The sequence below is a fragment of the Nocardia suismassiliense genome (genome assembly GCF_900269665.1).
GTDB classification, from domain to species: Bacteria; Actinomycetota; Actinomycetes; order Mycobacteriales; family Mycobacteriaceae; genus Nocardia; species Nocardia suismassiliense.
Map to the genome: position 1 here is coordinate 6,908,572 of NZ_LT985361.1, position 17,281 is coordinate 6,925,852.

Annotated in this window: 17 protein-coding genes and 1 pseudogene; 8 read left to right on the forward strand and 10 right to left on the reverse strand. The window is 67.0% G+C overall.

The annotated features are described in order from the left end of the window. Positions 1–3: 3 nt before the first annotated feature. Positions 4–585, forward strand: a complete 582-nt coding sequence (locus DBO33_RS30700; protein WP_199856806.1) for a hypothetical protein — start codon at positions 4–6, stop codon at positions 583–585. Between the two features lies 1 nt (position 586). On the opposite strand, the gene DBO33_RS30705 is transcribed toward DBO33_RS30700, so the two are convergent. Further along, complete coding sequence (locus tag DBO33_RS30705) at positions 587–769, reverse strand: YegP family protein (protein WP_107658168.1); 183 nt, start codon at positions 767–769, stop codon at positions 587–589. 142 nt (positions 770–911) lie between these two features. Beyond that, positions 912–1,262: an ArsR/SmtB family transcription factor gene (locus tag DBO33_RS30710; RefSeq protein WP_234391425.1), complete on the reverse strand. Its 351-nt coding sequence runs from the start codon at positions 1,260–1,262 to the stop codon at positions 912–914. A 136-nt stretch (positions 1,263–1,398) separates the two neighbouring features. On the opposite strand from DBO33_RS30710, the pseudogene DBO33_RS43655 reads away from it, so the two are divergent. From DBO33_RS43655 to DBO33_RS30735, 6 genes and pseudogenes are all read left to right on the forward strand, one after another. Beyond that, positions 1,399–2,043 (forward strand): annotated as a pseudogene (locus DBO33_RS43655) (energy-coupling factor ABC transporter permease); the annotation flags it as partial. A gap of 51 nt (positions 2,044–2,094) precedes the next feature. Further along, positions 2,095–2,454: a PDGLE domain-containing protein gene (locus tag DBO33_RS43660; protein WP_199857033.1), complete on the forward strand. Its 360-nt coding sequence runs from the start codon at positions 2,095–2,097 to the stop codon at positions 2,452–2,454. Next, positions 2,455–3,216 carry a cobalt ECF transporter T component CbiQ gene (cbiQ, locus tag DBO33_RS30720; RefSeq protein WP_107658171.1) on the forward strand — a complete coding sequence of 254 codons (762 nt, stop codon included), beginning with the start codon at positions 2,455–2,457 and terminating at the stop codon, positions 3,214–3,216. A gap of 222 nt (positions 3,217–3,438) precedes the next feature. Beyond that, positions 3,439–4,158 carry an energy-coupling factor ABC transporter ATP-binding protein gene (locus DBO33_RS30725; RefSeq protein WP_107658172.1) on the forward strand — a complete coding sequence of 240 codons (720 nt, stop codon included), beginning with the start codon at positions 3,439–3,441 and terminating at the stop codon, positions 4,156–4,158. A 127-nt stretch (positions 4,159–4,285) separates the two neighbouring features. Beyond that, entirely contained in the window at positions 4,286–4,912 is a 627-nt protein-coding gene (locus tag DBO33_RS30730; RefSeq protein WP_107658173.1) for a hypothetical protein, read from the forward strand. 2 nt (positions 4,913–4,914) lie between these two features. Continuing rightward, positions 4,915–5,421, forward strand: coding sequence for a hypothetical protein (locus DBO33_RS30735; RefSeq protein WP_107658174.1), 507 nt, complete (start codon positions 4,915–4,917; stop codon positions 5,419–5,421). Between the two features lie 39 nt (positions 5,422–5,460). Here DBO33_RS30735 and DBO33_RS30740 read toward each other — a convergent pair whose 3' ends face one another. Together DBO33_RS30740 and DBO33_RS30745 are read right to left on the reverse strand one after the other, a co-directional pair. Beyond that, positions 5,461–5,652 carry a DUF3072 domain-containing protein gene (locus tag DBO33_RS30740; RefSeq protein ID WP_186818769.1) on the reverse strand — a complete coding sequence of 64 codons (192 nt, stop codon included), beginning with the start codon at positions 5,650–5,652 and terminating at the stop codon, positions 5,461–5,463. Between the two features lie 122 nt (positions 5,653–5,774). Continuing rightward, positions 5,775–6,920, reverse strand: a complete 1,146-nt coding sequence (locus DBO33_RS30745; RefSeq protein ID WP_107658176.1) for an acyl-CoA dehydrogenase family protein — start codon at positions 6,918–6,920, stop codon at positions 5,775–5,777. Positions 6,921–7,177: 257 nt separating this feature from the next. On the opposite strand from DBO33_RS30745, the gene DBO33_RS30750 reads away from it, so the two are divergent. Beyond that, the gene (locus DBO33_RS30750; protein WP_107658177.1) at positions 7,178–9,178 is read left to right on the forward strand and encodes a glycosyltransferase family 39 protein; all 2,001 of its coding nucleotides are present in this window, start codon (positions 7,178–7,180) and stop codon (positions 9,176–9,178) included. A gap of 111 nt (positions 9,179–9,289) precedes the next feature. Here DBO33_RS30750 and DBO33_RS30755 read toward each other — a convergent pair whose 3' ends face one another. The 6 genes from DBO33_RS30755 to DBO33_RS30785 all read right to left on the reverse strand — a co-directional run bounded on the left by DBO33_RS30755 (position 9,290) and on the right by DBO33_RS30785 (position 17,089). After that, complete coding sequence (locus DBO33_RS30755; RefSeq protein WP_107658178.1) at positions 9,290–10,195, reverse strand: lysophospholipid acyltransferase family protein; 906 nt, start codon at positions 10,193–10,195, stop codon at positions 9,290–9,292. Between the two features lie 1,232 nt (positions 10,196–11,427). Next, a complete protein-coding gene (gene hflX, locus DBO33_RS30765; RefSeq protein WP_107660729.1) occupies positions 11,428–12,885 on the reverse strand; it encodes a GTPase HflX in 1,458 nt (485 codons plus the stop codon). Between the two features lie 676 nt (positions 12,886–13,561). After that, positions 13,562–14,443 carry a diaminopimelate epimerase gene (gene dapF / locus DBO33_RS30770; protein WP_107660730.1) on the reverse strand — a complete coding sequence of 294 codons (882 nt, stop codon included), beginning with the start codon at positions 14,441–14,443 and terminating at the stop codon, positions 13,562–13,564. Positions 14,444–14,476: 33 nt separating this feature from the next. Further along, positions 14,477–15,313, reverse strand: coding sequence for a TrmH family RNA methyltransferase (locus DBO33_RS30775; protein WP_107658180.1), 837 nt, complete (start codon positions 15,311–15,313; stop codon positions 14,477–14,479). Beyond that, positions 15,310–16,242, reverse strand: coding sequence for a tRNA (adenosine(37)-N6)-dimethylallyltransferase MiaA (gene miaA, locus DBO33_RS30780; RefSeq protein WP_107660731.1), 933 nt, complete (start codon positions 16,240–16,242; stop codon positions 15,310–15,312). Before miaA ends, DBO33_RS30775 begins: the two co-directional genes overlap by 4 nt. Before the next feature lie 91 nt (positions 16,243–16,333). Beyond that, positions 16,334–17,089: a class III extradiol ring-cleavage dioxygenase family protein gene (locus DBO33_RS30785; protein WP_107658181.1), complete on the reverse strand. Its 756-nt coding sequence runs from the start codon at positions 17,087–17,089 to the stop codon at positions 16,334–16,336. Between the last annotated feature and the right edge of the window lie 192 nt (positions 17,090–17,281).

The following is a 17,281-nucleotide window of genomic DNA, read 5'->3' on the forward strand; positions in this document are numbered from 1 at the left end:
AGATTGTCTGAAAAGCACGCTTCTCGCGCGGCTGAGCTCCCCTTGCGGGTAGCCGAGGCGATGCACGGCGACAGTCGTCCATCGCCGAGGCTGCGGAATCTGGCTCCCACCGGTGCGACTCCCCTACCGCACACCGATGCCGAGTTGGAGCGCCTGCTGGCGATGGTGCGGCAATGCCTGCGCAACGGTACGACCGTCAGCATCGGGCACAGTCGAGATGCCAACTCCGTCGCTGCGGCGGACGCATTCGCCGCCGCATGGCGCGAGCGCGGCTTCCATGTATCTGCCGTCGTCGACTGGCCGGAGGATGCTGCTTCCTGGTTGCGGCAGGCGCGGCGGCTCACCGCAGGGGTACCCGACGCGTGGGTGATCGCGGCGGGAGTCGAAGGTTTCGTCCAATTGAGCAGACGGCTCGTGCACTCCACGGATTGGACCGCGCGACGCACGTTCGCGTTCCGGTCGCTGGCTGATCCGCAGTGTGGTGCGCTGGCGGGCGCCGGGGTGCTCGATGGACTGCGCGGCGCGACCCGCGACGGGAAAGGGTGGGAGGTGTGCGGCGGCGAGGTGGTGCTCGGTGCCGACTGACCTACTCCGTTTGGTCGTCGATCGTCGCGACGGAGGCGTTCTTCTTGACCGACTCGATGCCGTTCTTGGCTGCGGCCTTGCTCTCGTAAGCCTGGCTCGCGGCGATGACCTCACCATTGGGCGCTTTCAGTCGCCAGCGCGTCTTCGCGGCCTTGTCCGTATACAGCTCGAATTTGGCGGCCATGGTTGCTCTTCTTTCGCTCGACCGGATAGCTCCTGTCATTCGAAGGAGTAACCACCCAGCGTCTCCTCAATCCTTGCAGGCAGCCAGCGGCGATAGCCAATAATTTGCCGCTAATCGCACATGCCGGCTCACTTGCACGAAATCAGGTGGCCGCCGCTTCCTTCCCGAGCGGTTCCTCCGCATGCGTCGCACCGATCCAGTGCAGCAGATCGTGGACGGTGTCGTCGGCGAGGCGGTAGCGGACGATGCGGCCGTGTTTGGCGGCGGCGACCCAACCCTGTTGGCGCAGTAGGCGTAGAGCGTGCGAGACGGCGGTACCGGACATACCGACTGCGGCGGCCAGGTCGCTGACGCTGATGTCGGGTGCGTGGTGCAGGCACAGCAGCAACCGGAGCCGGTTGGCATCGGATAAGAGCTCGAAACGGTTCGCCCAGCGTTCGATGCCTGCGATAGCCAAACCCGATGCGGCGCGGCCTGCGTGATCGGGATCCAGCGGAATGCTCACTGCCACACGTCTACTCTGCCGTTCCTGGGCGAATACGACCAGCGCTTGTAATCATCGGAACATATGTTCAGTTGATCAGGTATCGCGGGTATCGTCTCGAGGAGTGAGCAGCACAACCCAAGCCATGCACATGAGCGACGGCATCGTCGACGCGCCAACCTCGTTGATCTTCGCGGTGATCGCGGTCGCGGGCCTGGGCTTCGCGGCGTGGCGGGCGCGCGCCGAGCTGGACGAGCGGGCCGCACCGATGGCCGGTCTGGTGGCGGCGTTCATCTTCGCGGTGCAGATGGTGAACTTCCCGATCCTGCCGGGGGTGAGCGGGCATCTGCTCGGCGGGGCGCTGGCCGCGATTCTGGTCGGTCCTTACGTCGGGGCGCTGTGCGTGGCGATTGTGCTTGTCGTGCAAGCCCTTCTGTTCGCCGATGGCGGGTTGACCGCGCTCGGTACGAACATCACGAACATGGCGTTGATCGGGGTCGCGGTCGGTTATACGGTCGCTCGCCTCGTGCTGCCGGTGCTGTCTCGGCGGCGCGCCGACGCGGGGATCGGGATCGTCGGATTCGTTGCGGCGTTCGTCGGAACTGTGGGCGCGGCTTCAGGTTTCGTCGTCGAGTACGCGATCGGCGGTGCGGCGGGCTCGACCGTCGGCGCGGTCACCGGATACATGCTGATCACTCATGCGTTGATCGGTGTCGGGGAAGGGATCATCACCGCGATCACGCTCGTCGCCGTGGTCAATGCTCGACCCGATCTCGTCTATCTGTTGCGGGTCAGCGGTCAACGCCGCACCGCCGCAACACCATTGCGGCCCCGGCTGTCGATGACCGGATTCCTGTTGGCGTTCGCCGCGGTGGCCGTGCTCGTGGCGGGACTGCTGTCCTATGTGGCGAGTTCGCAACCGGATGGGTTGGACGCGACCACGCAGCGCGGCTGCACCGTGGTCCAGGTCGACGGCGCCGAAGAGCTGCAGGGCGACTGCATCGCCAAGAACGCGCAAGACCACCATCTCGCGAACTCGCCACTGGCCGACTACACGATCGACGGCAACGACAAACTGACCGGCGTCGCAGGCATTCTCGGGGTGGCCGCGGCTTTCGCAGTGCTGTTCGCGGTGGTGAACCTGATCCGGGCGGGCCGACGCAAAGACACGGCCGCGGTGACCGAGTCGGAGTCGACGTAAGTGGCGGTTGCCAGTCACCGCCTGTATCTGCCGGGAAGTTCACCGGCGCACCGGGTACCGGCCGAAGTGAAGATCGTTTGTGCGGTGCTCGCGGTCTTTGCCGTCGTGGCGACGCCGCGAGAACTGTTCTGGCCCTTCGGCTGTTACGCGCTCGGGTTGGTCGTGCTGTGGCGCTGGGCAAGTATCCCGCTGCGCTGGATCGCGCCACGGCTGCTCATCGAACTGCCCTTCGTGGTGCTCGCGGTCCTGCTGCCGTTCGCCGCGGGTGCGCCGAGGACGACGTTCCTCGGGCTGTCACTGTCGATGACCGGGCTGTATGCCGCTTGGGGCATCATCGCGAAAGGGACCATCGGCGTGGGAGTTTCGCTCACCTTGGCCGCGACGACGAACGTGCGCGAATTGCCGGCCGGGCTGACCAGACTGCGCGTGCCCGGCATGATCGTCACCATCGTGGTGTTGATGCTCCGGTACGTCGACCTACTGCTGGCGGAAGCCGGCCGGATGCGAGTGGCGCGGATTTCTCGCGGCGACGACCCGCGAACCCTGCGCCAAGCAGGTGCGACCGCACGCGGTGCGGGCACCTTGTTCCTGCGTTCCTATGAACGCGGGGAACGCGTCCACCTGGCGATGCTGTCGCGCGGGTTCACCGGTGCCGTACCGGATTTCGGCACCAGGCCCGCGACGCGGACGCAATGGATGCTCGGCTGTGTGCCCGCCGCCGTGGCGGTCTGTATCTGCCTGACAGCGTGGGCTGTCCAGTGACCGACTCCACCACGGCTAGCAACATGGGTGTTCGATGACCAACATGTCAATGTCCGCTGTCGCAGCGGCCTGCGTCTGCCTGACAGCGCGGGTCATCCGATTCGACTCGACTCCCGCGACCGCAATGCTCCCGCACGCATCAGACCGCTTGGGTGATCCGATGACCGTGACGGCTCCCGCTACCGCAGTGCTCTGCACCTACCTGACCGCGTCGGTGATCAGATGATCGAATCAGTAACGCCCGCAGTACGTCTGGTCGACCTGACGTTCGCCTACCCCGACGGCACCGGCGCCCTGCACGGTGTGAACCTCGACATCGCCCCCGGCGAACGGGTCGCCGTCCTCGGCCCCAACGGCGCCGGCAAATCCACCCTGATGTTGCACCTGAACGGCGTGCTCACCCCGGCATCCGGCGAGGTACGTATCGGCGGAATCCTGCTGGACCGCAGCACCGTTCGCGCCATCCGCCAACGCGTCGGCCTGGTCTTCCAGGACCCCGACGACCAGCTGTTCATGCCGACCGTCGAACAAGATGTCGCCTTCGGACCCGCCAATTTCGGCGTCCGCGGCGCCCAGCTCGCCGAGAACGTCCGCGATGCCCTTGCCGCGGTGGGCATGTCGGATCGGGCCGAGCGCTCCCCCACCCAGCTCTCGGTCGGCGAGCGCCGCCGCGCCGCCCTGGCCACCGTCCTGGCCTGCCGGCCAGAAGTACTCGTCCTCGACGAACCCGCCGCCAACCTCGACCCGGTAGCCCGCCGCGAACTGGCCGACGTACTGACCACCCTGCCGACCACCATCCTGATGGTTACCCACGATCTGCCCTACGCCCAGCGCATCTGCGATCGCGTGGTCATCCTCGACGCAGGACACATAGTCGCCGACGGCCCCACCGACGAAATCCTCGATGACGCAGCGCTTCTGGCCGACCATCGCCTGAGCTGAGCCGCTCGAGCGGACCATTCCCCGGACCGTTGAAGTCCTGCACCGTGCCCGGACAGATTCTGGGGTAATCTCTGGTCCGGCCGACGGGGCGGCCTCCTCACATGACGTCGGAAGATGGCTTCAACTGATGACGAATCGGGACTCACTGGGCGGGCGACATCATTTCGCCGCTCCGGCCGAGCACACCGCGATCGACCTGGCGCTGGCGCTGCTCGCGTACGGCTTCGCATACGTGGGTGTGTCGCCGTGGCAGCGGGAGTGGATGGTCACCGTATTCGATGAGGGACCCTACTCAGCCGACGAGTTGGGCGAGCGCACGATGACAGCGGTCCGCAAAGCCGCGGCCGCGATCGCGCGCGAGAACGGCGCCCGATCCGCCGGAGCGATGATCGAGTGTGTCGAGGACGTAGCCGAAGCTATCGCAGACGCCGACCTGCTGTTCCGCAATCCCGGTGCTCGCCCGCCGATCCCGCTGCTCCAACCGCTTCCCGATCCGCCGCCGGACGCCCACTGGGAGCTGCCTGCCGACGTGGTCCCGCCGGCCGACGCGTTACTGCCCGCCGACAAGCTGGCCAGCCTCGGCGACATCGACTGGCCGATCGTGTCGCATGATGACCTGGACGAGATCCAGGCGACGCCCCTACGCTTTTCGCCGCACTGCGACGGGAAGACGAGGACTGGGAGTGGCTGCTCGCCGAGCTGTGCTACGTCCATCTACTGCCGCACGGAACCTGTTATCAGGCGACCCCGATAGGAATGCGGCACCTCACCAGGCTCGCGGCGCCCGGCACACTGCCCGCCCGGCGCAGGCTGAAACTGTATGAACAGATCGTCCGCGGCGCGGGCACGATGACGCGACAGATCGTCGAGCAGGCTTTTCGCGCGAAAGATCCCGATTTCCACCCGGTCGTAGACGAACTCGGCCGCCGCATACACCGTGCGATCGACTGCGAAGTGCCGTGGCTATTGGCACGCTGGGATGCCGAACCCCCAGCCACTCGGTACCTGCTGGCAGTACTGGCGGCCATCTACCCGCAACACGGACACCACCTCCGCGACCACATCGGGACGATGGCGGCTGACTGCCCCGGGACGAAACAAAGTGCTTACCTGCTCCTCGCCGAAGCCGTCCTGCGCGACGACGAGGAACGAACGACAGCCCTGGTCGCCGAAATCTCGGCGTGGGCCCGGCTCGACCTCGATGACATCGGCCTCACACCGCAGCTGACCGCCGCATTCATCCTCACCGACTGCCGCAAGTAGATCCCTACCGGCGACGAGGCTCGCCCGGCGCCGACGACCTCAGGCGCCGCGACCAGTGCGCTGCTGAAGCTCATCGATCAGCTCCGACGCCTGCGCTTTGGTCAACCCTTCCGGCACCTCCTCGCCCGCCTCCTGGGCCAGGGTCTGCAGGTAGGACTGCTGCGGTCCGGTCATCGGCTCGTCGCCGGTGGTCCACTGCTCGGGATCCTTCTCCGGATTCGGCTGCACCATCATCGCTCCTCACACTCGACAGAACGCATGTTCGACCCCTACATACCCGGATCGTCGCCCCTCAACCAACGCAGCCGTGCGGCAGTCAGGTGACGTGGTGCAACCGAATGGAGACCGCCGGATCAGGACAGCTTCAGCGACCGTCCGATGATTTCCTTCATGATCTCGGTCGTGCCGCCGTAGATCGTCTGCACGCGAGCGTCCATGTACGCCTTCGCGATCGGGTATTCCTTCATGTAGCCGTAGCCGCCGTGCAGCTGCAGGCAGCGGTCGATGAGCTCGACCTGCTCCTCGGTGCTCCACCACTTGGCCATGGCGGCGTCCTCGACCGACAGCTTGCCGTTGTTGAGGTCTTCGATGAAGCGGTCGACCAGCACGCGGACCGCGGTGGTCTTGGTGGCCAGTTCGGCGAGGACGAAGCGGGTGTTCTGGAAGGTGCCGATGGGCTTGCCGAACGCCTTGCGGTTGCGCACGTACTGGATGGTCATGTCCAGGCACGCTTCCATAGCGGCGGCGGCCATCACGGCGATGGAGAGGCGCTCCTGCGGGAGGTTCTGCATCAGGTGGATGAAGCCGGCGCCTTCCTGACCGAGCAGGTTGGCGGCGGGCACCCGGACGTCGGTGAAGCTCAGTTCGGCGGTGTCCTGCGCCTTGAGGCCGAGCTTGTCCAGGTTGCGGCCGCGCTCGAAGCCGGGCATGCCGCGCTCGACGACGAGCAGGCTGAAGCCCATCGCGCCCTTCTCGGGGTCGGTCTGCGCGACCACGATGACGATGTCGGCGTTGATGCCGTTGGTGATGAAGGTCTTGGCGCCGTTGAGCACCCAGTCGTCACCGTCGCGGACCGCGCGGGTCTTGATGCCTTGCAGGTCGGAGCCGGTGCCCGGCTCGGTCATCGCGATCGCGGTGATGATCTCGCCGGAACAGAAGCCGGGCAGCCAGCGCTGCTTCTGCTCCTCGTTGGACAGTTCCAGCAGGTACGGCGCGATCACGTCGTTGTGCAGGGCGAAGCCGAGACCGGAGTACTGACCGCGGACCGACTCCTCGGCCACGATCGCGTTGTACCGGAAGTCCTTGCCCCCGCCGCCGCCGTACTGCTCCGGCATGGCCATGCCGAGGAAGCCCTGCTTGCCCGCCTCGAGCCAGACCGCGCGGTCGACGATCCCCTGCTCTTCCCACTCAGCGTGGTTCGGCGCGACATGCTGATCGAGAAACTTGCGGAACGACTCCCGGAACAAATCGTGCTCGGGTTCGAACAGTGTGCGCTCCACACCAACCTCCTAGGGACAACACCCGGCCGGTCCACACCGACCCGTCGTTGCCTAATACGGTACCCGGAACGAGAATCGCAGTTCACTTCTGGGGCAGAATCGCGAAGTGACCAGGCGTGAAGACACGACGCGTGGAAGAAGAGCGAGATTCTCGACAAACCGCGGCGGGCGCGGCAGTGTCCTCAACCACACAGTTCCGACGCGGTGTTAACCCGCTGTCCAACTTTTGGTGAACATCACCATGCGACGGTGGGGCCATGGCGGCGACCCTCATCGCGACGGCTCCGACCGGTTCCGTTGCCTCATCCACCAGTCCGACAGCCCTGCCCCCGGTCCGACCGGTGGAGCGTCTCGGGTTGGCGGTGCTGCTGCTCGGCACCGCGCTCGCGTACCTGCGGCACATCACCGTGAACGGTATGGGCAACAACTTCTACGCGGGCGCGACCTGGGCCGGCTCGCGGAACTGGAAGGCGCTGCTGTTCGGCTCGCTCGATCCGAGCAACTTCATCACGGTGGACAAACCACCGGTGTCGCAGTGGGTGATGGGGTTGTCCGGGCAGCTGTTCGGGTTCAGCAGTGCGAGCATGCTCGTTCCGCAGGCGTTGATGGCGGTTGCCGCGGTCTGGTTGTTGTACGCGGCGGTGGCGCGGGCGACCGGCAGCCGGGGCGCCGGGTTGCTCGCCGGGGTGGTGCTGGCGGCAACTCCGGTGGTGGCGTTGATGTTTCGGTTCAACAATCCGGATGCGGTGCTGGTCTTGCTGATGACGGCGGGCGGTTACTGCACGATCAGGGCGCTGGAGCGGGCGAACGGGCGCTGGCTGATGCTGGCCGGTGTCGCGCTCGGGTTCGCGTTCTTGGCGAAGTTGCTCGAAGGATTGATGGTGCTGCCCGCGCTGGGGGTGGTGTACCTCGTGGTCGCGCCTACCTCGTTGCGGAATCGGTTGTGGCACTTGGTCGGTGCCACTGCGGCGTTGATTGTTTCCGCCGGTTGGTATGTGCTGCTGACCATTCTGTGGCCTGCCTCGTCGCGGCCTTACCTGGCGGGGTCGACGGACAACACGTTCATGGATGCGGTGCTGGGCTACAACGGATTCGGGCGTTTCCTGGGTGACACCCCAGCGTCGGGTCAGATCGCGCTGCCCGCCGGTTATCAAACGCCGCCGGGACTGTTGCAGAGTTTCAATGATTTCGGATCGCCCGGGGTCGGTCGACTGTTCCTGGGAGAGAGCGGGTTCGAGATCTCGTGGCTGCTTCCTGCGGCGCTGCTGGCGTTCGTGGTGGTGCTGGTTTCGCGGTGGAGTACACCGCGTACTGATCGAATACGTGGTGCCGCATTGGTTTTCGGGCTGTGGCTGATCACCATGGGTGGCGCCTTCAGTGCGATGAAGGCTATCGAGCACTCGTATTACACGTTGACGCTCGCGCCCGCCGTGGCCGGGTTGGTGGCGGTCGGGGTACACGAGCTGTGGCGACGGCGCGATGAGCTTGTCGGCAGGCTCGGTGCCGCCGCATTGGTGCTGACCATGGGATTGTGGTCTTTGGTTGTGCTGCAACGTAATTCGGATTGGTTGCCGTGGTTGCGCTGGACCGTCGCGGGGACGGCAATGGTTGCGGCGCTCGGACTGCTGCTGACGGCGATCCCAGCTACGGCCGGCTGGCGGACTGCTCGTGCCAGAGCGACCGCGCTGCTGGTGATCGTCGGCGTGTTCGCCGGGCTCGGTGGGTCGACAGCCTATGCGGCGGCCACCCTGCCGCAGGCCCACGTCGGGCGCAGTCCTGTCGTCGGACCGGCCAAGCCGGTCGAGACCGGGATCGAGGCGCTCATCCATCGGCAGACGCAGAACTTCGCCGACGGTGGCGCGTTCACCAACCCGCAGCTCGTCACCATGCTGATGAGCACCACGACGAAATGGTCGGCCGCGGTCGATCGCGGTTCGATCGCCGCCGCGCTGGAATTGGCCAGCCGCACCCCGGTGATCGCCATCGGCGGGTTCGCGGCAGAGGACCCGGTACCAACGCTAGAGGAGTTCCAGCAGATCGTGGCCGACCATCAATTGACCTACTACCTGGTGCAGGAAATGCAACTGCCCGCGTCTTGGAAAGTCGGCGGCCAGCCCGGCGCTGCCTCACCCTCTGCCCCCGAAAAGCCGTGGCAGGTGACCGGAAAGCCGGAGATCGCAACCTGGGTGAGTCACCACTACACCGCAACACACATCGGCAACATTGCGATCTACGACCTGACGCCGCACCCCAATTAGTGTCCGCAGAGGTTGATGCGCTGCGATCCGCCGCGCAAGCTCGACGATGACCACCCCGAAGTCGGGGGCAAGGTCAGCCGCCCCGCGGCCTTCCTGGCAATCGTGCTCGTATCAGCGCTGGATCCAGTCCCGCATGCGCCCGAAGAGGGTGCGGCCGGAGTCGCGTTCGCGTTCGGTGAAGAGGAATTTCAGTTCCTCCTCCAGGGACTTGCGGACTACATCGCGCAACTCGTGTGCGGCCGAGTCGATGTCGTCGGCGTCGCGCCAGGGGGCCGGGTCGATCGGGGTGCCCGCGGAGAAGTAGAAGCGTTCGGGGCGCGGCAGTACGGTCGGGCCGAGGCCGCGCAGCAGCGGGGGTGTCAATTCGGGGTTGATGCCGAGGGCTTCGACGGTCCAGCGCAGCGGGCGCAGCAGCGGGTGGTCGCCGTCGATCACGATGTCGTAGGCGTCGTCGACGCCGATCATCGCGATCGGCACGATCGGCGCGCCCGCTTCGATCGCCATCCGGGCGAAGCCAGTGCGGCCCTCCCATTTGAGGACGTACTTCTCGTTCTTGCGGCGCACCGCTTCCCGCCCGCCGCCGGGGAAGACGATGACGGCCTCGCCGCGCTGCAACAGCGCGAGGCAGTTGCGGCGGGTGCCGCGGACCGCGCCGTAGCGGTGCAGGAAGTGGCGCACGCCCGGTACCGCGATCAGCACGTGTTCGGCGAGCCCGCGGATCAGGCGGCCGCGGCGGCGCAGCACCTCGGGCAGCAGCAGCGGTGCGTCGATGCCACCCATCAGGTTGTGATTGCCGACGAGCAGCACGGGTCCCTCGGTCGGAATGTTGTCGAGTCCGTAGAACCGCGGACTGGTCCACGCGCGCAACGGCGAGAGCAGCGCCTCGATTACCCGCAGATCGCTGTCGCTCAGCGAAACCGCCAGCGGAGCCCCATCACTGAGCGCCGGCTTCTCCAACACCAACGCCCCGGACGCGCCCTCCACGGAACCAACCGAACCCGAACGGTCGTGCGACATACATCCCTCCTGATGTCGCCCCGAACGATACCGTAACGAATTCCACTGTGCCGCATCACATGTGAGCCCCAACACAGTCCACCCGGTCTGCTATGAGCTCCGGGGCACCCTCCNCGCCATCCCTCCGCCGGCGTCAGATGGGTATAAGACACAGGAATGCGCCAACCACCTTGTGTGCGCACGCCACTCGTCCCTGCGACACCCACAGCGTGCCCAGCCCCCGACCACCGCCCACCGGTTTCCTCTGCCGCACAGAAACCGCCAGCAGTCGCCGCTTATCTCCCCTCCGACCACCTTCGACAGCACGCGAGTGCCCCCGCCAACCGGCCAAGGGTCACCGACAGGAACATGAGGACGCCTACAGCGAATGGGAACGCCACAAGGTCCCGCACGGTCACCGCCAACCCGTCGAACGGGACATGAAGGCGACGAAACGCGAGTGAGCGTGCCATCACGTCCCGCCCGCCGATTAGCAGCCCGCTCAACGGAACATGACGGCAGCAAACGCGAGGAAGCTCGCCATGGTCTCCCGCTCGATAATCAGCAGCCCACCGAGTGGCACATGACGGCGGCAGAACGCGAAAAGGCACACCCTGAGGTCCCGCTCAGCTACGGTCGGCCCGCCAAGCGGGACCCGACAGCGCAAACGCGAGGAAGCACGCCATGGTGTCCCACTCGATGATCGGCAGCCCGCCGAACGGGACATAGCAGCGGCAAATGCGACTAGGCGCGCCGTGAGGTCCCGGTCGGTGATGGTCAGCTCGCCCAATGGGACATGACAACGGCGGAACGCAAGCAAGCGCACCATCATGTCCCGCTCGGTGATCGGCAAACCGCTGAACGGGACATGGCGGTGGCGGAACGCGAGTAAGCGCGCCATGGTGTCCCGCTCGGCGATGGGTGGCTCCCGAGCGGGACGTGACGGCGGCGAAACGCGAGTATGCGCGCCGTGATGTCCCCCTCGGTGATCAGCGGGCCGCCGAACGGGACATGACGGCGGCGAAATGCGAGTGGGCACGCATTGGTGTCCAGTTGGTGCTCACTGAAGGCTGAGCCGCCATGGCTGCTCGCCCCCTATGGCTGCCATGTGGAAGTGCGGGCAGGTCCCGTCGAAACGGAACATGGTTGCGGCCGTGCGAACCAGAGGGCTGGTCGCCGTGTGTGGAGCACACGGTCTGCCCATTCCACGGCTGCTTGCCTTCCGCCGGCTGGGGCCATCCAGACCTGCCGGACTACTCCCCGACGTGCCCGTTGGTGTCCGGGTCGACCGCGCCACCGGCGTGGGCGAACTCGGACAGGGCGGCCGCCAGCGAATGGGGGACGCGGGCGTGGACTCGGGTGCCACCTTCCTCGTGGGTGGAGTCGAGGATGCGGCCGTCGGCGTGGATGCGGGCGAGCAGGTCGCCGCGGCTGTAGGGGACGAGGACGCTGACTTCGACGTCGAGGCCGCCGAGCACTTCGGCCAGGCGGTCGCGGAGGGTGTCGATGCCGAGGCCGGTGTGTGCGGAGACGAAGGCGGCGTCGGGTAGCTGGCCGCGCAGGCGGGTGAGCGCCATCGGGTCAAGTGCGTCGATCTTGTTGACCACCAGCAGTTCCGGCGGGGCCGGGGTGCCCTGCTCCTTGATCACGTCGGTGATCACCTCGCGGACCGCTTTGATCTGTTCGGCGGGCAGCGCGTCGGAACCGTCGACGACGTGCAGCAGCAGGTCGGCGCCGGTCACCTCCTCCAGCGTCGACCGGAACGCCTCGACCAGCTGGGTCGGCAGGTGCCGGACGAAACCGACGGTGTCGGTGAACACGACCTCGCGGCCGTCGTCGAGATCGGCGCGACGAGTCGTCGGATCCAAGGTCGCGAACAGTGCGTCCTGCACCAGCAGCCCGGCGCCGGTCAGCGCGTTCATCAGGCTGGACTTGCCCGCATTGGTGTAGCCGACGATCGCCACCGACGGGATGCCGCTGGAATTACGGCGGGCCCGCATGGTGTCGCGCGCGGTCTTCATCTCCCGGATCTCGCGGCGCAGCTTGGCCATCCGCTCACGGATGCGCCGGCGATCGGTCTCGATCTTCGTCTCACCGGGACCACGCAGACCCACACCGCCGCCGTTGCCACCGGCCCGGCCACCGGCCTGGCGGGACATGGACTCACCCCAGCCGCGCAGTCGCGGCAGCATGTATTCCATCTGTGCCAGCGCGACCTGCGCCTTGCCTTCGCGGGAGGTGGCGTGCTGGGCGAAGATGTCCAGGATCAGTGCGGTCCGGTCGATCACCTTGACCTTGACGACCTTCTCCAGCGCGGTCAGCTGCGCGGGTGTCAGTTCACCGTCACAGATCACGGTGTCGGCGCCGGTTTCCAGCACCACGGCGCGCAGCTCTTCGGCCTTGCCGGAGCCGATGTAGGTGGCCGGGTCCGGCTTGTCCCTGCGCTGGATCAGCCCTTCGAGCACCTCGGAACCGGCGGTCTCGGCGAGCGCGGCCAGTTCGGTCATGCTCGCGTCGGCCTGCGCCGCACTGCCCGCGGTCCACACACCGACCAGCACGACCCGTTCCAGGCGCAGTTGCCGGTACTCGACCTCGGTGATGTCGGTGAGTTCGGTGGACAGCCCGGCGACTCGGCGCAGCGAACTACGCTCATCGAGCTGCATCTCGCCCACGGTGGGGTCGGCGCTGGTCCAGCCGCCGGACCGCTTCATCCGCGCGGCGTGCTCGGCGACCACATCACCGGTCTCGGCCTCGTCGGCCGATGCGTCGGTGGCGGCATCGTCGAGCTGGATGTCGTCATCGGCCGTCTCGGTGAAGTCGTCGGCCGGAGTGAATTCATAAACTTTAGATTTCGTCATACAAGATCCATGATCCCACGATGCACCGACATGGCGCATTCGGATATTTCGCACAGCGTGTTGGACGCTGCCGAGCGGTGTCCGTCCACCCAACAGGCGCGGCCCGATGAAGTATTCCCTGGTGGCTGCCGACCAATCCGTGGCGATCGCGTTCGATGTGAGCGGAATCGGCGGGCGCGACATGCCGCCGAGGCCAGCCGTCACCGACCGCCACGCTCGAACGGCGCCGTCGGACCTCGCATGATCCGACAACACAGACACGCCACGGCCAACTGACCCGACAAACACAGACACGCCACGGCCAACGAATCGGGACCGCCGACAACCGCGGCGATCCGGCCCAGGTCGATGGTCCAGATCTCCCGTCGGCCACTGGGGATCGCGGCGACCGGATCCTCGGTGGGTACGCCGAGTTCCCAGGCATAGTCCCGGCTGGGACCGTGCCGAGCGGCACGCCCATGTGCGGCGGCGTACCCGGCTGTCGGTCTGTAGCGATGCCCCGTGCAATCAGCAGGCCGGCGAGACCGGGTCAGAGCTGCTGCCACCAACCTTCAGCAATAGTTCCCGAGGCCACCAGCACCGACGGCCCACGCAGCGAAGCACTACCGCCCGCGAACCCGACCGTGACCGCACCACCGGGGACCCGCACGCGAACCTCCCCCGTATCGGAGGCGATCCGGAACCCCTCACGAACCAGCGCCGCCGCGGCAGCAGCGACGGTTCCGGTTCCGCAAGAACGGGTTTCGCCGACCCCACGCTCATACACCCGCATATCGACCGAACGCTCCGCGTCCAGCGCGGTCAAAATCTCCACGTTGACACCATGCGGAAAAAGATCCGGGTCATAACCAGGCGGCACAGTGAGGTCCAGCTTGGCCAACCCCTCCGCGGACAGCTCGGGATCAACACAGGCCAGATGCGGATTCCCGACATCGATACCGACCCCGGGATACGCCCAGCCCGCGACGGTCGCAGTGGATGCACCGAGTTCCCGAACGGGCCCCATGTCCACGGTGACCTCACCGTCCACCGCAGTGGCGGAATGCACCACGACCGGCCGCCCACCCGCGCGGCTGACGACAACGAATTCCTTGCTGTCCTCCAGCCCCGAAGCCACCAGATAGTGCGCGAACACCCGCACACCGTTCCCGCACATCTCGGCGATCGAACCATCGGCATTGCGGTAGTCCATGAACCAATCCGCATCACCCACTCCAGCGGGCAGCTCGTCGAGCACCCCCGCCGCACGCAACGCACCAGCTCGCGCCACCCGCAGCACACCGTCGGCACCCAAACCGCGCTGACGGTCGCACAGCGCGCTGACCCGCTCGGCGGTCAGCTCCAGGCGAACCTCGAGGTCCGGCAGCAGCACGAAATCGTTCTGGGTGCCGTGCCCCTTGGTGAACTCGATATCCGACACGTGCGTGTTCTCCCTACCTTGTCGTCATTTGGCAAACGTCCGGCGCTGCCGGGAAATTTCGTACAGTGCGACGGCGGCCGCCGAGGGCGCGCCGAGCGAGCTGGCGGTGCCGCCCATCGGAATGTGCACCATGTCGTCGCAGGCGTCCTGCCAGGCGGCGCTCATCCCGGTGGTCTCGTTGCCGACGACGAGGATGGTGGCCTCGGTGAAGTCGTAGTCGTAGGCCGCGCGCGGTCCGTGCTCGTCGGTGCCGACGATCCGGGTGGGGATGCCGCGGCGCACCTGTCTGTCCCGGAATTCGAGCACCTGCGCGGCGCCGGCCGCCCGCAACACCGGCATCGCGAACAGCGAACCGGTGGACGCGCGCACGGCCTGCGGGTCGTACTGGTCGGCGCCGTGCCCGGTGACGATTACCCCGCTGGCACCGAACGCGTCGGCGGACCGGATCAGCGTGCCTAGGTTGCCCGGCGAGTTGGGCCGGTCGAACACCACGACCACGGGCGCGTCCTCGCCGGGCTCCCCCGGTTCGAAGGTGTCCAGTTCCTGCTGACGCGACACCGCGACAGCCACCAACTCCGGTATGCCGCCGACCTTTTCGCCGAGCTCGGCCATCAACTCCGGCACCAGCCCGACCTGCGGAACGTCGCTGGTGTCCAGTAGCTCCCTGGCCCAGCTGGACAGATCAGGGGTGCCGAGACGGTAGAGCAGCGTCTCCAGCGGCCAGTCGTTGGCGACGGCCTGGGTGATCGGGCGCACGCCCTGCACCAGGAAGCGCCCGTCGCGGTGGCGTTTGGTCCGGTTGTTCAGGTAGGCCTGCCACACCTGGACCGAGGCATTGCGGGTGCTCACACGTCGGGTCACTGCGGAGTCCGTTCTTTCTCGTCGAGCAGGGCGAGCGCGGTCGCCACCAGATCGGGGGCGGCACCGTCCACCCAGCGCACCCGTGGGTCCCGCCGGAACCACGAGCGCTGCCGTCGAACGTAGCGCCGGGTGCCGATCAGGGTGCGTTCTTGCGCATGCTTCATGTCGTATTCGTTGTCGAGATACGCCAGGACTTGTGCGTACCCGATGGCGCGCCGGGCGGTCACGCCGTCACGCAGGCCCTGGTCGATCAGCCCGCGTACCTCGTCGACCAGCCCGGCGGCGAACATCAACTCGGTGCGGCGTTCGATCCGCTCGTCCAGCTCGGCGGTCTCGCGATCGACACCGATGATCACCGTGCCCCAGCGCGGCCTGCCGATCTCGGGTGCAGACGCGGCGAACGGCTGACCGGTCAGCTCGACGACCTCGAGCGCGCGCACCATGCGGCGGCCGTCGGTGGGCAGGATGGTGGCCGCGGCAGCGGGATCGGCCTGCCGCAGCGCCGCATGCACGGCGGCGACACCGCCCTCGGCGAGCACCGCCTCCCACCGCGCCCGCACGGCCGGGTCGGTGGCCGGGAACTCCCACTTGTCCAGCAGCGCTTGCACATACATCATCGACCCGCCGACGATGACGGGAACGCGGCCGCGCGCCATGATCGCGGCCACGTCCGCGCTCGCCGCGGCCTGATAGGCGGCGACGGTCGCGGTTTCGGTCACATCGAGCACATCGAGCTGGTGATGCGGGATGTCACGCCGTTCGGCGACGCTGAGTTTCGCGGTGCCGACGTCCATGCCGCGGTAGAGCTGCATCGCGTCGATGTTGACGATCTCGCCGCCGAGCCGTTCGGCGAGGTCCAGGCCGAGGTTCGATTTACCGGTGGCGGTGGGGCCGACCACCGCGATCGGGGTGATGTCGGAGTCACTCACACGGACCTCGCCGGTCGCCACTGGCTCATCTGATACCCGACGCCGAAAGACGCGCCCCGCTCGGCTCCGCCGCTCTGCCCATAACTCGCGCTCATGCGGACACCGTCCCGGCAGGTCGCCACAGACTCACCTGATATCCGACCCCGAAAGGCGCGTCGCTGTACAGCGTCTCGACCATCGGATCAGTCTCGAACAACCCGGCCAGCACCTGATAGGCGGCCCGCCCGGACATCACGAGTTCCGCGCACAGCGCCGGATCCTGCGAGCGCAACGCAGCCCGATCCCCCGCGGCCAACGCGCGATCGAGTTCGTTCTGCACACCGGCGGCCCGCTCATCGAGATAGCCGGGCGCTTTCAACGACAACGTCGCAGCACCGTCGGCCACCACGAGCACGCCGTGCTGCCCGGCAGAACCATTCAGCTCCGCCCGCAATTTCGCACCGAGTTCGACGCAGCGGTCCTCCGACGTATCGGCGGCGACGATCCGAACGTCCGCGTCGATGGCGGGCGCCACCTGCTCCCGCAACCATCCAGCGATCAACACCGGCAGCGGAAGCTGAGCATCCGGTTCGGCTGTAGCGGTCGCGGAAAGCGCGACCCGGACATCCGTCCCGAAGCCGCGAAACGTACCGACCGTTTCCGGACCGAACACCTGGTCGGCGGCACCGGTACCGATTACTGTCCAGCGGTCTGACACCCGCGCGAGCGCGGTCGCGGCGTCGAGCACGGCGGCCCGCAGCACCGACCGCGGATCGCCCGCGTGACCGGGAACCGCGCCTGTCACACCGCCGCAGAGCTCGGGCACCAGGATCGGCGGCGACGGGACCAGGGCGGCAATCGGGATCACGGGCTAACCGTAACCGTTGCGCGGGACACCGATACGCACCGCGGGTACCGCCCAGCTTCGAGTGTCTCTGCCGCAAACCTGGCCGAGATTGCTACTGTTCGAGGAGCTACAACCCAGGTCATCAGGGGTTGCAATCCCCGTGATTCCGCCGAGTGAGGGCATGGGTCGATGGTCACAAGAGCTCGGACCGGG

Coding starts and splice junctions, on each gene's coding strand:
- DBO33_RS30705 (WP_107658168.1), bottom strand. CDS start 769: ATGGCCGCCAAATTCGAGCTGTATACGGACAAGGCCGCGAAGACGCGC.
- DBO33_RS43660 (WP_199857033.1), top strand. CDS start 2,095: ATGACCGGATTCCTGTTGGCGTTCGCCGCGGTGGCCGTGCTCGTGGCG.
- DBO33_RS30725 (WP_107658172.1), top strand. CDS start 3,439: ATGATCGAATCAGTAACGCCCGCAGTACGTCTGGTCGACCTGACGTTC.
- DBO33_RS30730 (WP_107658173.1), top strand. CDS start 4,286: ATGACGAATCGGGACTCACTGGGCGGGCGACATCATTTCGCCGCTCCG.
- DBO33_RS30735 (WP_107658174.1), top strand. CDS start 4,915: ATGCGGCACCTCACCAGGCTCGCGGCGCCCGGCACACTGCCCGCCCGG.
- DBO33_RS30740 (WP_186818769.1), bottom strand. CDS start 5,652: ATGGTGCAGCCGAATCCGGAGAAGGATCCCGAGCAGTGGACCACCGGC.
- DBO33_RS30750 (WP_107658177.1), top strand. CDS start 7,178: ATGGCGGCGACCCTCATCGCGACGGCTCCGACCGGTTCCGTTGCCTCA.
- DBO33_RS30755 (WP_107658178.1), bottom strand. CDS start 10,195: ATGTCGCACGACCGTTCGGGTTCGGTTGGTTCCGTGGAGGGCGCGTCC.
- hflX (WP_107660729.1), bottom strand. CDS start 12,885: ATGAAGCGGTCCGGCGGCTGGACCAGCGCCGACCCCACCGTGGGCGAG.